Genomic DNA, 15,337 nt, shown 5'->3' with positions numbered 1-15,337 from the left:
GAAGGAGGGCGAGGTAGCGACCGGAATTTGCGGTTGCTGCACCGCCCAAGCCGTGCCACTTCGTGCCACGAACGATCGAATCAACCCCCGGAGATCCGCGGAATCATGCGGATCTAGGAGGGGTGTGAGGTCGAGTGGCACGAAGTGGCACGACGGTCCGCCAGCGTCCGTTCGAGTCCATGGGAGGGCATCATGAGCAACAGCAAACGCGAGAATTGGGGGAGCCTGCGCAAGCTCCCATCGGGCCGCTGGCAAGCTCGATACCCAGGACTCGACGGAACGACCTACACGGCCAGAACCGATCAAGACCGGCCGCTCACCTTTCTCACCAAAACGGATGCACGAACCTGGCTTGCCGGGGTGCAATCGAAGATGGCACGGGGCCTTTGGGAGCCACCGGAGGAGATCGCAGCGCGGCTGCAAGCCGAGCTGGAGATCGAACAGGCGCAGTCGTTGGGCTTCGAGGAGTATTCCAAGCGTTGGCTTGAAATGATCCGTACCGAACCCAATCGCAGCGGTAAGAAACGGGCGGTTGGTACGGTGCGCTCGTACCAGGGGAAGGTTACCGGCTACCTCGTTCCAGAGTTCGGAAGCACTCCGGTGCGCGAGATCGACGCCGCCCGCATCAAGGTGATGACGGACCGGCTTGATCAGATCCCCGCGCCGCTCAACCCGAACTCGAAGTTCAACGGCATTACGAGACCGGTGCTCATCGTGCTCATGATGATCCTTCGGCAGGCCGCACGAGACGGCATCATCCCGGCGGCACCGAATGTCTCGGTACCGCGGCAAGAGTCGGTGAGGCACGACGCAGACCACGACGCGGGTGAAGACGTTGCGAATCCCATACAGGTTGAAGCACTGTACGAGGCGGTTCCAGATCAGTGGGCTATCGCGGTGCTGCTCGCGGCATGGTGTCAGCTGCGCCGAGGTGAGTGCCTCGGCTTGCAGCGTCGTGATATCGAGTGGCATGACGACGGAAGTGCCACGCTGCATGTGCGGCGCCAGCTCAACGCCAACACCGGTGGCTACACCGACCTGAAGAGTGAGGCTGGCAGGCGATCCCTCAGTATTCCGAAGCTCATGATCGGTCGCCTGCAGCAGCACTTGGAGGACTACGTTTCGTCCGACGCGAAGGCGCCTGTGCTCCCCGCCGACCGTCGGGGGAGCATCCCGCTGTCGAACACCCGGTGGGGATACATCTGGGCCGACGTGCGAGATGGAGTCGCGGGGCTGCCTCATCGCTTCAGGTTTCATGACCTGAGGCACACGGGGCTGACGATCTTCGCACAAGAGGGGGCGACGCTCGCGGAGCTGATGCGGCGGGGCGGGCACGCTGACATCCACATCGTGCTGCGCTACCAGCACGCCACGATGAACCGAGACCGGGAGCTGGCCGACCGTATGAGTGACCGTGTCAGCTCGAGTATTGCCCGAGCGAAGAAAGAAGGTGCTGGGGGAGAGGAGACCTAACAGGACAGCCGCGGACACCTGTGGAGTGACACTCATTCGCTTACAGGGAGGTAACACCATGACTGCTCGCACTCCATCTGATGCACACGAATCCGCGCTGGTTCCATTGGCGGTCGCGGCCGAGAACCTGGGAGTTTCGGTCAAGACCATCAGACGTCGAATCGCTGACGGCACCATCCGCGGGTATCGGGTCGGGCGCCTCATTCGCGTTGACCTCGACGAGCTTCGACAGAGTCTGGTCGTAGAGATGCCAACGGCAAGGTAGCAGCTACAGCACCCGACTTTTGGGTGAGGTATGCGGCGCCCCCGCTCGGATCACACTCCGCGCGGGGGCGTTTGCTTCGCCCTCTAGTATTCGTGCGATGTCGGCTCCATCGGTAATGACACGGGCGTGACCGCTTTGCAGCAGCAGGTTGGTGCCCGTGCTGGCGGCACTCGTTACCGGCCCGGGGACTGCGCCGACGAGGCGTCCAAGCTGCGCCGCCTCGGTGGCCGTGTGCAACGAACCTGACCGGGATCCTGCTTCAACGATGATTATCGCGCTCGACAGAGCGGCGAGGATGCGCGATCGGTCGATAAACCGCTGGCGAGTCGGCGCGACCGACGGTGGCACCTCGGACAGCACCAGGCCCTCTCGGGCAATGCGATCGATGAGGTCAGCGTGGCCCGCGGGGTATGGGCGATCGACGCCAGAAGCGAGCACCGCGATCGTGTTCGCATCTCGAATGAGGGCGGCACGGTGTGCGGAGGCCTCGATCCCGTACGCGGCCCCGGCTACCAGCGTTCTACCGTCTTGAGCGAGGTCCCCGCACAGTTCGTCGGTGACGTGTGCGCCGTATGAGGTGGCGGCGCGGGCGCCCGTGACGGTGATGCGCTGCGGGAGCGGCTCAGCGAGCAACTCCGTGCGTCCCTTTGCCCAGAGCGCGTATGGGGCACGAGCGCCGAGATCGTTGAGTGACGTTGGCCAGTCGGGGTCGCTGGGAATGATTACACGGAACTTGCTGGCCTCAACTATTCGCTCGGCAAGGAGATCCGGGGTGGCAGCTGAAAGGAGCCGATCGCGCCACACCGCAGCCTCAACGCGATCCATGCCCGGGACCGTGCCGTCCCCCTCGGCGATTGAGATCAGCTCTGCTGCGCCTACCTCGGCGAGCAGGTTTCCCGTGGTGACGTTGCCGGGGGCGTCGATCATCGACAGCAATACGCGGGCGGATCGATCATCCCTAGCAAGAGCGGTGAGCGCGGGCATGGTGGCCTCCTTCGAGAGTGACTTCTTCTAGAAGGTGCGCCTCATCTGACCCTTTCGCATCTGCAAAAGCGGGCGTTCATTGGAAGGTGAGGCACGTCCACAAGTAATAGGCCCTTCGGGGTGGCCCTCACGGGAACTCGATCATATGTCGCCTCCTCTTCGGGGAAGTATGTATATCGGGAGGCCCGCCATGATTCGCTCAATCTGGATCTTGAGTATCTACGTTCGCTCGTTCATGCAGCACTGCATGCCGACCAACATCCTCATCGCTTTCATTCGGCGGCGTCGTGGGCTGAAGTGGGGTGTGCCAGCGATGTTGCTTGCCGTGCCCTACGCGCTGGCTGCCGTGTGGTGTTTAGACCTGATCGATCACGGTCAGCCGGGGTGGCTACACCTCGTGATCATGATCTGTATCTGGAACGCAATAAAGTTCATCGTCATGGGCCCGGTCAGCGTGATGCTGTTGTTGCGGTGGAAGCATTTTGAGGCAGTCGCCCGCAGAGAGGTAGCCATGCACGAGTCACCGGCTGAGCCCAACACTTTGCTCAGCCGGTGACGGCGATTAGTTGGGCACTTCTCCCGTGTGCTCGTCGATACTCGCGTAAAAGGCATCTTCGGCGGCTTCGCGTACTTGAACCTGGTCGACGACGAATTGTACGAAGTCGGCATCGCGGTCAGTGATGACCTGCTCGACGTTTTCGACCGTGTGATCCTCACCGGGCCAGATTGTCAGCCGTGTGGGCCGGTCTCGATCGAGACGGGTGCCACTCGCAGCCACCCAGTCACGGAGCCGCTGCCGCGCGTCAGCGAAGTCTCGATGCCAGCCCAGTGGGGCAGAGCCGTCTTGGTTCGCGTCATAGGCGCAGAGCCAGTGCAGATTGAGCGCAGACAGCTCCCAGAGCAGCTCGGGGTGTCGGTGCCAGAGCGGTGGGATCACTGACGCTGGGAGCCCGTACTCCAGTCGGAGCCAGTCCACCCAGCGATTGAGTTCAAGCAGCTCTTGTTCAAGGTCGTGCGAGGTGAGCAGGTTCCAGTTGACTGGGTGTGGCGGTTCAGCCGCCAGATTGCCATCGCCCCACGGTGCGTGAGTGCGGTCATCGCTTTCATCAGGATCCTCCTGAGCGTTCATGCTTCGATCTCCATTCGTGCGTTAGAGGCCGAGCGCCGGTGGGCTGAATACTGATCGCTGTGCGGGGGATTCAAACGCTCGACTCTGATCCCGCGCGGGAGCGTCTTGGCCTGCAACTTTGCGAGGTGAGCGATCCACGTCGTACCGGGTGCGAACAGCATCATGGCCGATGCGCTTCGCCACGAATTCATCGCTTTCGACAGCTTGGCCCTCACGTTCATAACTCACGGGGCGGTGATAGCCCACGGCGATGAAGTTGTCGCCTTTCGTGAACCGTTCATTTGCCAGTTCCGCTGAGCGCCCAAACATGACGAGATGATGGAAGCTCGTCTCGAGCTGCGTGAAGCTGCCGTCCTCTTCGCGACGAAAATGCTCCTGCCCAAAGCGGAAATAGAGACGCTGGTTTCCGTTTGTCGAGGTCGTCAGCTTGGGGTCGGTGGCGACAAAGCCTGAGACGGATTCTTGCGTGTGAATCGACATGTTCTCTTCCTGTCTGCTCGGGTGACCGGCTTTGTTCGGTCACTGCAACAGGAAGGTGCGCTTGGATTCCCGCGCGAATCGCTACGTTGCGGGGCGTTCCAGCAATGCCTCAACCACCGTGCGATCGGCTTTGAGCTGTGGGCTGTCGGTCCGCTTCGGCCACGGATGCAGGTCGGTGATGATCGGCGGTGCCGATCGCAGCAAGATGACCCCAGTGCCAAATGGCAGGGTTCGAATGCGGTCGGGTGGCAGGATCGGAACGCGGCGAATGGAGCGCTGGTTCGAGCGCGAACCGTAGTCACCCAACGTGATCGAGTTAGTGAACTCGTCTCGTTCTCCGATCAGCGTGGAGAGGTCTTGGAGGTCGCGTGAGTTGGATGCGCCGCCGAGGATGATCTTTGCGATGCTGGCATCCCAGATGGCCGCCGCTTGATTCTCGGACCATTTGTCTCGCGCTTGGGCGAGTGACTGGAGCACGGGCATCGTGGTGATCCCCGTGCCGCCACCTTCTGCCATGAGTGTCGGGAGCGAGGGGAGCGGTGCGAGGTTTCCGATCTCATCGAGTGCGAGTAGTAGCGGCGGATCAAGCCGGGCGCCCGGTGATCGTGCGGCCATGCGGCGGGCCGTCTCGACGAGGTCTTCGACGAATGCCGCGACGAGAGCAGAACTGTTCCCAGCACCCGCACCGGTTGCCAGTAGATAGAGCGTGCCGCGACTGCGAATGAACGTCTCGGGGTCGAAGTGCTCACCGTCCGACGGACTGACGGCATCGAGCACCCGCGGATCTGCCAGTGCCGAGAGCGCGAGGGAAACACCCTGCCAGATGCTGTCACGCGTGCGCGGGTCGGCATCGAGCATCGCCTCCAGCGACTCGGCCCAACCCGTTGCGGCGTGTGGCGACCCGATCAAGATTGCAACTGCTTCGGCCGCCGCCGAAGGATCGAGCGTCCACCGGAAGAGTTCAGTCGGGCTGCGGTGGTCGAGAGCTGCAGCGTGCAAGAGTGCCTGCAACGCAATGCGCGTCTTTCCCTCCCAGAACCCGCCGCCTTCGACGCCGCCCGAAGACAACTCGGTGGCCGCGGCCAGCCCGGTTGCCCGGATCATTGCGGTGAGTGGATCCTCACATCCGCGGATCGGAGACCACCGCAGCCCGGCAGGGATACCTTCAGCGAGGCGTTGTGGATCGAAGACGGCGACCGGCCCGAGCCGCGCTCGTGCTCTGAGCGTTGCGGTGAGGTTGTCGGGCCTCGTCGACGTCGTGACGACCGCGCCCGGTGCATCAAGGATCGCCGGGATGACGATGTGCAGACCTTTGCCTGAGCGCGGTGGCCCGATCAGCAAGATCGAGTCTTCGACGCTGGCCCAAATCTGATTGCCACGTGACCGGCCCAACAAGTAGCCCACGTCCTCAGGCATTGGCTTTTCCAGCGAAGGACGAAGCGTGGCAGCCCGGTGCAAGAGCGACTTCGCGGACGCATTGGCTACGACCTCGTGGCTCGTGGCAGTGCCCGCGAGCTTGTGCGGATCGGCATCCGCGGCTCGAGAATGGCGACGCCACCTCATCCCGGTCCAGCCGATCGCGCCACCGAGTCCGAGAAGCAACGTCATAGCCACCGCCCAGTAGATGATCGCATTGAGCGCGGGCGCCTGGAGTGCCGCCGCCGGGTCCAACGGATCAAAGAGAACGTTGACACCACCGGCAATTCCGACATCTGGTTGCGTTGTCCCAGTGAGGAAGGCAGAAATCGAACCTGCTGCTCGCAGGACTACGGCAACACCAAAGACTGCGACAAGGACAATCATCAAGGCGTTGGTCAACTCATCGCCGAGACCACGCCCCTGCGCGTGTGGAGCACTCATGACGGTAAGCGTTCCGAGACGATAACGCCCGAAACGCGTCCGATGAGCATGATCTCTGAACGGTGATCCGCCAACTGGCTCAGGTCGACGAGCCCACGAGCCTTTCCATCAGCGGATCCCTCGGCGCTGGACACTCCCAGCGCAACGGTGACGTCTTCGCCAGGAATGAACCCGGACCCGGTAATCTCGAACAGCTGATGCGCTGGGCGGTGCCGCGCTCGCCGCATCGCATTAGGCTGCTCGACATTGACTGCGACGCGTTCTTTTCGCACTGCGTGGATGATGTCGGTGAAAATGGAGCCATCGATCTCGTGCACCTCAATCCTTACCGTGCGTTTACGGCCAAGTGTGAGCGCATCGAGCAGCTCGCCGAACCGCGTCCGAGTCCAATGCTCGGCCTGGTTTGGTGGACGGAACTCATCACCATCGACTGTGACGCTCACCGCGCCCATCTCTCCAACGGTGACCACGGCTAGCGGCAGAGTAATTTGCGTGGGATTGTCGAAGGACGCGTTCTGACTGTTCATGCCGTGTAGGTGCACAGCTAGATTCAACTTTTAAGAGTGGCCGTGATCTTTATGCAGCTGTGAACAACGTTGAGACGAGGAATGGCAATCTCGCTGCTGGTAGAGGTCGTTTATGAGCGCCACAAGTGGTGCTTGCGACAGAATGGAGTCTCGACTGCAGGAGGGGACGATTAGCGTGGAACTTTACCGTGAACGAACTGAAGGGTCTCGACCACGCGTATTCGAGATCCTCCCTTTGCCAACCAAACGAGGAATTGTCGCGGTTCTTACGGGTTCGCTCAATCGAAATATGCTTGCTCATCAGTTTCCGGAGTATTGCTCAGACGGCAACACTATCTGCGGAACCGACCTCCGTCATGCGAAAAGAACGATGGAAGCCTTAGTTTCAGACCTCGAATGGCCCCCTGGCGAGGATGTCAGCGATGGAGTGCTCTTCGACCTAATCGAGTTCTTCGCGTCCCGTGTCGCGACTCCAAAGAACCAGCGCTGGCATGATTTCATGCGCCACTATGAGCTCGAATTTGATGAGCGAAAAGGCAGAAGTGCATTCAGAGACGAGATAAACGAGATGCTTCGAGCTGGAGCGACGCTATTTGAGATCACAGACCAGGGCAAAATCGAACGCATAGGTACGCCGGAGGTGCGAGCTGCGCTCGTGGATCTTCAGCCGGATACAGGCGACGAAGAACTTGATGCGCTCATCGTTGAAGCTCGCGAACTATTTCGTTCTCCAAAATCACAAGATCGCCAGAGCGGCCTCGAAAAGTTATGGGATGCTTTCGAACGGCTCAAGACAATTGAGCCAGGAAAGGACAAGAAGGCACAGGTTGCAGCATTGCTCCGGAGAGTCGATTCGGAGCCACTTCGCGAAAAGATTGATGATGAGATGGTCGCCCTCACCAAGATTGGAAACGAGTTTCGAATAAGGCATCACGAGACCGACAAACATCCGGTGCCTCGTCCGGAAGGGCAGGACTATCTATTCTCGAGACTTGCCACGCTAGTGATCTATCTCCTGAAAATTTCCGACAGGCTCAAGGCGGATTGATCCTACTTACGGATTTGGATCTTGACCTAGTTGAGCTGACTTGGCGTCATCCGCCCCGTCGTGTCGAAGAGTTCCAGCTCGGCGGGGTGCAGCTGGTGTTGGCAAACGAATGAGCGATCTTTGATCCGCCAAAGCCCCTGGCCAACGCCGAGCCCCGGCAGCAACTTCTGCTCGGTACCGGTCAGTCCGAGTGCTCTCGCAGTTGCTCCAAGCTGATCGGACTCCTGCCGGTAGATGATCCGCGTTTCGGCATTCGCGAGCAGGCTGTTGGCGAGGGCTCGCATTGCGGATCCCTGATCCCCGACGTTCTCCAGATCAGTTAGCTTGTGAAAGATCAGCATGTTTGCGATCCCGTAGTGGCGCGCCAGCCGCCAGTGAGCATCCATGCGTCGCAGCAACGCCGGATGAGACATGAGACGCCATGCCTCGTCGTAGATACACCAGCGCTGGCCACCGTTCGGGTCGAGGAGTGCGGACTCCATCCATGCCGACGAGCAAGTCATGAGCACCGACATTAGCGTCGAGTTCTCTGTCACCCGTGACAGGTCAAGCGAGATCATCGGCAATGTCGGATCGAATGTGACTGTCGACGGGCCATCGAAGAGCCCGGCGAGGTCGCCGGAGACCAACCGCCGCAGCGCATGCCCTACGAGACGTCCGTCCTCGGCGAGACGTCCGTCGAGATCCGCCTCAGGAGTCGGGGCAAGGATGTGATCGACGACCATCGGAAGGATCGGTACATCGTTTCTGCGCACGACCTCGGTCAGTGCTGTGTCGATCGACGTGTGTTCCAGTGGAGTGAGCGGGCGCGTCAGAACTGTTTCCGCGAGTGCACCGATGAGATCGCGCCGTCGTGCTGAGACGGTGGATGCCCAGCTTTCCTCACTCATTCCTGCAGGTCGATAGCCGTCGTCGAGAGGATTCAGTCGGGTAGAGAGTCCATGACCGAGAACGATTGCTTTGCCGCCGACGGCTTCGGCTACCGCGGTGTGCTCGCCCTTCGGATCGCCAGGAACGTAGACACGGCGCCCGAACGGAAGGGACCGGGTATAGAGGCTCTTTGCCAAGCTGGACTTTCCAGAGCCGACAATGCCCGCGAGCACGAGATTTGGGGCAGTGATCAAGCCGCGCGCATAGAGCACCCATGGGTCGTATACGAAAGACCCACCGGAGTACAGATCCTGCCCAACGAAAACCCCGTCAGGCCCGAGGCCGCCTTCGGCCAGGAATGGGTAGGCACCAGCGAGGGTCGCCGAAGTATCTTGATGCCGCGGCAGGCGAAGTTTTCCGGGCGAACGCAGCTGGGCAGGTCCTGGCTCTCCAGCTGCCGGGAGGTACGTGGTCGCCCGGTGCTCTGCCAATTCGGCGGCGTACTTTGCGCGCGCCGCCTGATGTTCAGCTCTCTGCTGCTCAGCCTGTAACTTCGCGGCCGCCTGACTACGCTGCTTACGCACGCGTCGCTTCTCGGATGCTGGAGCGACGAGGACCGAGGTGTGCAGGCGCTCGGAATCATCGTGGCTCATAGTCCCAGTCCCCGCTGCTGCTTGATCGCGGTGATGCTGGCGGGCTCGAACCACGACGTTCGCTGTTGCTCACGGGTCCGGTTCGATGCCGATGGAATGCAAGGTGTTCTGTTGTCGTCGGGTAGTTGGTCAGCTGATGCAACACCATGGAGTCGATACAGGGCGACGTGCTCGAAGCTGTGGCTGTAAGCGAGATGGTAATCGCCATCTCGTACCTCACGCTCAAGTGGGCCGCTCGGCGGAACGTTGTAAACGTAGCCGTTTTCCATCGCTGCGCTGGTGGTCTCGTCACCAAAGTCCCAGGACTTTAGATGGTCGAGCCCGGCGAGAGCGCCGTCGGCATCGATCATGTCCAGCACGTCGCCTGCCTCTTGGCCTTGCAAGAAGACGACGCTGATCCATCGAGCAGCCTGGGGTACGTTTGCGGCTGGATCGTCGCGCCAAGCAACGCGGCTCGTAGCCGCTGCCGCTGCGTCGAGTCGCTCTTCTGCCTGGTCGATCAGAGTTGCGGCCTGGTGGAGTTCGTCGGCGGCCACAAGAGCGTCCTTCGAACCGATGGCTTGGTCGCCGTGGTCATCAAGCGCGCGAGGACGATTCTCGGCATGCGCGGTAGCGAGCTGATCGAGTACCTGTTTGAGAGATCGCACACCGGACAGCAGGTAACCGAGCACGCTATACAGATCCTGCGGATTCTCGAACGAGCGTGTGGCGTGCGCGAGCCCGCGCAATGCCTCGGATGCTTCACCGGCATCAGCGCCGGGATCATAGAACGTGGGCATGGTGACCTCCCAACAATCGAAGTAAGAACTTGAACATTGGAAAGGTGCGCTCGGAGATTCTCAAGTGGAGGTCGGACGGATCTCGGCTGAACCCCAATCACTCTGACCGCAGTCCGATACGAAATGTCAGTGGTCGCGTCGATACTTGGTGAGCACGGACTTCGAGGGCCGTGTGAGACGAGGAGATGACCGTGATCACGAAAACCGACCTGAGCTGGTGGCTAAACCTTGAAGCCGAACTCGATTGGCAGTTTGCCACGACGTATGCGGCTGGGGCGCCGCATGAGTACGTCGTAGCAGGCAAGACCCCTGGGCTGAGCGATGATGACGTTGCTCGGGCAGCCCATGTCATCCGGACATATGGCGAGCCGATGAAGTTCTACAAGGACACTCGCATCTACTTGGTGACACCCATGGGGTGGAAGCACTGGGACATGCAGGGCAGCACCATCGACGACGACACCGTGACACTCATCAACCGTGGCCGCGTGGAGCACGTCTACGGCATCCAGAACATGCCTCGAACTACCTCTGAAATAACGTCCGGTTACGATGGCTTGGCCACCAGATGGGATCGAGCTCACGGGATGACCGAGAGTGAAAAACAGGCAACCGCGAGTCTCGTCCACGCAACGTTCGGCGAGAAGTTGTGGCGCACGCTCGATGTAGGGTGCGGAACCGGACTCCCGCTCGACTTGGGGCTCGTGGAGCCGGTGCGCTACGTCGGCATCGACCCGTCCAACGCGATGCTTAACGCCCTCGTTATGAAGCATCCCGTCCTCGCGGGCGTTCATCCTATGACCTACGCGGAGGCTGAGCGGCGACGCGTTCTGTGTGGAAGCAGGTACGACACTGTTCTCGTTCTCGGCGGCTCTGCCTCGCATCTCGCGCCTGAAGAGATCGAGCAGCTTCGCTCTAGAGCGAAGCGTGACGTACTGCTCATGCACTACGCGCCCGATACTTCACAGAAGGACGTGGACCTCGATTCGCATCTCGCTGGAGACTCGCTACACGCAGCCACAGCATCGGCGACATCGCAGATTCGTATCGGGCGACACATCGCCTCTATCCTGCCCGGCACGGCTACAGTCTCGGCGTGAGAGCGCACCGGCTCAGTAGACTGGGGCCGATCGAGAGAACAACCAGTTACGACGAACTGGACAGCGAAAGGGGATCGATGGATGCGCTCCTGGAACCCAAGACCGTGGGTGACATCACTGGTGCGTTCTACGTCCCTGCATACCAGCGTGGCTATCGCTGGGGTGCGGATGAAGTAGATCGACTTCTCTCAGATATTTGGGCCAGCGAAGGGAAACCATACTATCTTCAGCCCATTGTCGTGAAGGCGATGCCGGATGGCCGCTTAGAGCTCATCGACGGCCAGCAACGCCTTACGACCTTGTATCTAATTTTCAATTTCATGCAGACACACGGACTGCAAAGTGCGGGTGCTGGATACACGATGGAGTACGAGACGCGTGAGGGGAGTCAGGCGTTCCTTCAGGCTCCAAATGCTGATGAGCGTGAGCACAACATCGACTTTCATCACATCTATGTCGCCTATGAACACATCCGTGCGTGGTTTGAAGCACACGATCACAGACAACAGTGGGCTGCGAACAAGCTCTACGGCTACCTCTTCGAGAGCGTAAAAGTCATTTGGTATGAGGCTCCTGATGAGCCTGAATTCGATTCGGTCTCGCTATTTACTCGACTCAACGTCGGACGCATCCCACTCACAGATTCAGAGCTAGTGAAGGCGCTCGTCCTTTCCAGCAGTCGGCGCATGCCTGGTGTCGCCGATAAGAGTGAGCAGATTGCCGCCCAGTGGGATGGCTTCGAACGAGAATTGCGTACGCCTGAGGTCTGGTCCTTCATTACAGCTAGGCATGAAGACGAAGCCACGCACATCGGGCTCATTCTTGACACCCTCGCTGACCGGATCGGAGGTAACACCGAGGGGCGGCATCGGCCCAGGTACCACACCTTCGAGACTCTTCGGCCGAAGATAGAGAGCGACCCGCAAGCATTCTGGGATGACGTTGTCAGGCTCCACTCGCTTATCGTGGGTTGGTATGAAGATCGCGACATCTTCCACAAGATTGGCTACCTCGTCGCGGTCGGTGAATCATTTGCGGCACTCCTCGACTCCACAGCTGGGCTGACACAGAGCGCACTCCACTATGCACTCGACAGCAGGATTCGGGATCGGCTCAGCCTCACGGCAGAGCAACTGACCGAGCTCGACTATGAATCGAAAGGTAGGAAGTGCGAGGAAGCGCTTCTACTCATGAATGTCGAGACCGTGCGGACCCGTGCGGAATCATCCGAACGGTACTCGTTCCGAGCACATGCGCGGGGAGCATGGTCTCTGGAGCATATTCACGCCCAGAACACTCAACCGCTCAAACGGGACGAGAAGATCTGGGCTGAATGGTTGCGGCTGCATCGTCATGCACTCCTCAGCGTTCCTGATCTCGGCACGAATACGCAGTCCAGACTGATTGCTGAGATCGATGAAGTGTTAGAAGCAATCGAGGACGAACGTTCGCACGGGATTGGTCCCCGTTTCGACTCTGTGAAGGCGAAAGTGGAGTCGGCACTCACGTCATCGGATGCCGATGAGAGTATCCACTCGATCTCAAATCTTGCGTTGCTTGCCAGCGGAGACAACAGCGCTTTGAGCAACTCGGTTTTCGAAGTCAAGCGTCAAGAAATTCTGCGACGGGATCGCGCCGGTTCATACATCCCAGCTTGCACGCGGAACGTGTTTTTGAAGTACTACACAGTTGCCGACGCGCAACAGGTTCACTACTGGAGTGTTGCGGACCGAGTGTCCTACTTGGCCGCGATCCAAACGGCGCTCACGCCCTATCTCCTACCCGATGAGGAGCTCGTATGAAGGGCTACAAGACTTCTTTTGTCGGAATGTTTCAACCTCGACATGACGGCATGCCCACGGTGAACCTTGTCGAGATCCCGCTCATCCAGCGCGACTATGCGCAAGGACGCCAGGGCGCCGATGTCGAAGTGATTCGGCGGGACTTCCTTGACGTGCTGGTCGGAGCAGTCACTGGAGGAGACCCGGTCGACCTCGACTTCGTCTACGGTGAAATCAGCCGCGAAACGCACGTTCTCCGTCCCCTCGACGGGCAACAACGACTCACAACGCTCTTCCTGATCCACTGGTATGTCGCTGCGCGGCTTGGGCGACTTGAAGAGGCGAGTACCTGGCTGAGATTCTCCTACGCGACCCGTCAAACAGCGGAGCATTTCTGCCGACAGCTGGTCAGCCCTAAGCACCCGCTCACCGATAGCTTCGTCAGGCCGTCAAGCTGGATCACCGACCAGCCATGGTACCTGTTTAGTTGGCGCCACGATCCAACGGTTCAGTCAATGCTTGTGATGCTTGATGCCATTCACGAACGACTGAGTGGAGAGCATGTCGTCCTCTCCTTCGTTTGGGATCGACTTGTCGACACCGTTAGCCCGCCGATTTCCTTCCATTTTCTTCCGATTGATGACATGCCGTCTGGTGAAGAGCTCTACATCAAGATGAACTCACGCGGGAAGCCCCTGACCGAGTTCGAGAACTTCAAGGCCCGGTTCGAGAAGATCCTCGCGAATGCTCTGGCGCCGGATCGGTTCAGGGAGCTTGTCCATAAGATCGATGGCGCTTGGGCTGATGTGCTTTGGCCTTACCACGACGGTGACTACATCGTTGACGATGAGTTCCTCAGATACCTCGAGTTCATTATCGAGGTCTGCGAGTGGCGGCAAGGAGTGCCGTCACAGGGTCGACTGCTTGACCGCGCGGAACGCGCCTTCGCCGCAGGCGACGAGACCAACGTGGCATTTCTTTTCCATGCCTTCGACACATGGGTCGAACCCACGTCGAGGCGTCCGGTCGATATTGGTGAAGTTTTCGGAGTTCATCTGGCGAGCGCGTCGGATACTGGAGCATCGGTTGGGGACCAGGTTCTGCTTTTCGATTCAGCGAATCCGAACCTCTTCCAGGATTGCTGCCGCCGCTACGGGCAGAAACGTGGTCGCGCGCGTCTGTTCACGCTATCCGAGACCCTTTTCTTATTCGCGACCCTGATCCATCGGCAATTCGACACCACAGAAATCCAGGCGCGGCTCAGAGTCCTGCGCAATCTGACCGACCGGGCAGACGATGAGGTCCGAGAGGAGCGCATGCCCGATCTGCTCCAGAGCACTGAACGTCTTATCCGCACTGGTGAACTCGAGGACCTTCGTGGTTTCAATCAAGACCGCGTAATGGACGAGATTGAAAAGCGAAAGTATCTTGTCGCACATCCGGACCAAGTCGCCGTGCTTCATCGACTTGAAGATCATCCGCTATTACGAGGCAGAGTTTTTGCTTTCGACCTGGAACCCGACAGACTCGCGTCACGCGTCGAGGCGTTCGAGAGGATCACTCCGAAGGAGCTTTGGCCGCAACTGACCGCTGTGCTCCTCGCCAATGAAACGAACTACGGGCTCCCGCTCGGACAGCGTGGCTACCAATTCGGTTCCAGCGAGCAAGAGAGCCGTTGGCGTGACGTGTTCACACGAAGAGGACGTGAGAAAAGCGCCGCGCTCCGTTTAGCGCTGAACCGGGTGCTTGATGCGGTGGCGGGCGGCGCCGCGAGTACGTCTGAAACTCTCTTATCGATCATCACCGAGTTCTTGACACAATGCCGCGAAGCGCAACGGTTCGACTGGCGCTACTACCTTGCCGCATATGACGAGATGCGCGAGGGAAGGACGGGCATCTACTTCGGTGAACACCTCCGGGCGAACGGCACTTGGAACTACTCGATGTGCATGCTCAGGACCGACAGTCTCACCGGGTCGGCGTACTACCGCGACCCCTTCCTACTGGCAGTCTGGAACCAGAGTGGCGTCGGCGACGCTGTCCGCGACCCGTGGTTCCGAGGCTACGAAACAGAACCAAGGTGGCTCCGACTTACCAAAAGCGAGGGTGGGATTCGATGCATCAATGAAGGATTCGAGCTGAGCGCTCCTCTTGACGAACGTGCTGCTGCACTCTGGCAACAGGTGTGTGAGCGACACGGCGCAGTCGAATCATTCTTGCGTGTTGAGCAGAATAGCCACACCGGAGAGGCTATCGACAGCGAGGATCGTGTACGTAAATGTTCCGCCCTGCTTCAGGACCTGGTTGCGGCCGGACTCTAACCGATTGCCGCCGTAAGCGGTGCTGCACAACCTGGGCATGCAGTTGCCAGGTGAAGTGCACGCCTTA

General features: G+C 59.8%; 14 protein-coding genes. 7 read left to right on the top strand and 7 right to left on the bottom strand.

Features of this window, described 5'->3' with window-relative positions; all coding sequences use genetic code 11:
- Positions 1 to 192: 192 nt before the first annotated feature.
- Together AUL38_RS03945 and AUL38_RS16765 are read left to right on the top strand one after the other, a co-directional pair.
- A complete protein-coding gene (locus AUL38_RS03945; RefSeq protein ID WP_059059397.1) occupies positions 193 to 1,473 on the top strand; it encodes a site-specific integrase in 1,281 nt (426 codons plus the stop codon).
- 58 nt (positions 1,474 to 1,531) lie between these two features.
- Entirely contained in the window at positions 1,532 to 1,738 is a 207-nt protein-coding gene (locus AUL38_RS16765; protein ID WP_083506564.1) for an excisionase family DNA-binding protein, read from the top strand.
- Between the two features lie 3 nt (positions 1,739 to 1,741).
- Here AUL38_RS16765 and dprA read toward each other — a convergent pair whose 3' ends face one another.
- Complete coding sequence (dprA, locus tag AUL38_RS03940) at positions 1,742 to 2,722, bottom strand: DNA-processing protein DprA (RefSeq protein ID WP_059059396.1); 981 nt, start codon at positions 2,720 to 2,722, stop codon at positions 1,742 to 1,744.
- A 190-nt stretch (positions 2,723 to 2,912) separates the two neighbouring features.
- Here dprA and AUL38_RS03935 point away from each other — a divergent pair, with 190 nt between their 5' ends.
- A complete protein-coding gene (locus AUL38_RS03935) occupies positions 2,913 to 3,278 on the top strand; it encodes a hypothetical protein (RefSeq protein ID WP_059059492.1) in 366 nt (121 codons plus the stop codon).
- Positions 3,279 to 3,284: 6 nt separating this feature from the next.
- Here AUL38_RS03935 and AUL38_RS03930 read toward each other — a convergent pair whose 3' ends face one another.
- The 4 genes from AUL38_RS03930 to AUL38_RS03915 form a co-directional block, all read right to left on the bottom strand.
- Positions 3,285 to 3,851: a hypothetical protein gene (locus tag AUL38_RS03930; RefSeq protein ID WP_059059395.1), complete on the bottom strand. Its 567-nt coding sequence runs from the start codon at positions 3,849 to 3,851 to the stop codon at positions 3,285 to 3,287.
- 21 nt (positions 3,852 to 3,872) lie between these two features.
- A complete protein-coding gene (locus AUL38_RS03925; protein WP_059059394.1) occupies positions 3,873 to 4,331 on the bottom strand; it encodes a single-stranded DNA-binding protein in 459 nt (152 codons plus the stop codon).
- An 81-nt stretch (positions 4,332 to 4,412) separates the two neighbouring features.
- On the bottom strand, positions 4,413 to 6,191 hold the full coding sequence (locus AUL38_RS03920) for a type IV secretory system conjugative DNA transfer family protein (protein ID WP_059059393.1): 1,779 nt from the start codon (positions 6,189 to 6,191) through the stop codon (positions 4,413 to 4,415).
- A complete protein-coding gene (locus AUL38_RS03915; protein WP_083506582.1) occupies positions 6,188 to 6,718 on the bottom strand; it encodes a hypothetical protein in 531 nt (176 codons plus the stop codon). Before AUL38_RS03915 ends, AUL38_RS03920 begins: the two co-directional genes overlap by 4 nt.
- A 175-nt stretch (positions 6,719 to 6,893) precedes the next feature.
- Here AUL38_RS03915 and AUL38_RS03910 point away from each other — a divergent pair, with 175 nt between their 5' ends.
- The gene (locus tag AUL38_RS03910; RefSeq protein ID WP_153006458.1) at positions 6,894 to 7,766 is read left to right on the top strand and encodes a hypothetical protein; all 873 of its coding nucleotides are present in this window, start codon (positions 6,894 to 6,896) and stop codon (positions 7,764 to 7,766) included.
- A 26-nt stretch (positions 7,767 to 7,792) separates the two neighbouring features.
- Here AUL38_RS03910 and AUL38_RS03905 read toward each other — a convergent pair whose 3' ends face one another.
- Both AUL38_RS03905 and AUL38_RS03900 read right to left on the bottom strand, forming a co-directional pair.
- The gene (locus AUL38_RS03905; RefSeq protein ID WP_059059390.1) at positions 7,793 to 9,289 is read right to left on the bottom strand and encodes a VirB4 family type IV secretion system protein; all 1,497 of its coding nucleotides are present in this window, start codon (positions 9,287 to 9,289) and stop codon (positions 7,793 to 7,795) included.
- Entirely contained in the window at positions 9,286 to 10,068 is a 783-nt protein-coding gene (locus tag AUL38_RS03900; protein ID WP_059059389.1) for a hypothetical protein, read from the bottom strand. Before AUL38_RS03900 ends, AUL38_RS03905 begins: the two co-directional genes overlap by 4 nt.
- A 191-nt stretch (positions 10,069 to 10,259) precedes the next feature.
- Between AUL38_RS03900 and AUL38_RS03895 the strand changes: the two genes are divergently transcribed.
- From AUL38_RS03895 to AUL38_RS03885, 3 genes are all read left to right on the top strand, one after another.
- Positions 10,260 to 11,168, top strand: a complete 909-nt coding sequence (locus AUL38_RS03895; RefSeq protein ID WP_153006457.1) for a class I SAM-dependent methyltransferase — start codon at positions 10,260 to 10,262, stop codon at positions 11,166 to 11,168.
- A gap of 77 nt (positions 11,169 to 11,245) precedes the next feature.
- Positions 11,246 to 12,970 (top strand): DUF262 domain-containing protein, encoded by a 1,725-nt coding sequence (locus AUL38_RS03890; protein ID WP_059059387.1) that lies wholly within the window; start codon positions 11,246 to 11,248, stop codon positions 12,968 to 12,970.
- Positions 12,967 to 15,270, top strand: coding sequence for a DUF262 domain-containing protein (locus AUL38_RS03885; protein ID WP_059059386.1), 2,304 nt, complete (start codon positions 12,967 to 12,969; stop codon positions 15,268 to 15,270). Before AUL38_RS03890 ends, AUL38_RS03885 begins: the two co-directional genes overlap by 4 nt.
- The last annotated feature ends 67 nt before the right edge of the window (positions 15,271 to 15,337 follow it).

Source organism: Leucobacter sp. G161, assembly GCF_001482305.1.
Taxonomy (GTDB): Bacteria; Actinomycetota; Actinomycetes; order Actinomycetales; family Microbacteriaceae; genus Leucobacter.
Note: the sequence above shows the minus strand (reverse complement) of the source record. Positions and strands in the feature narration are given on the sequence as shown.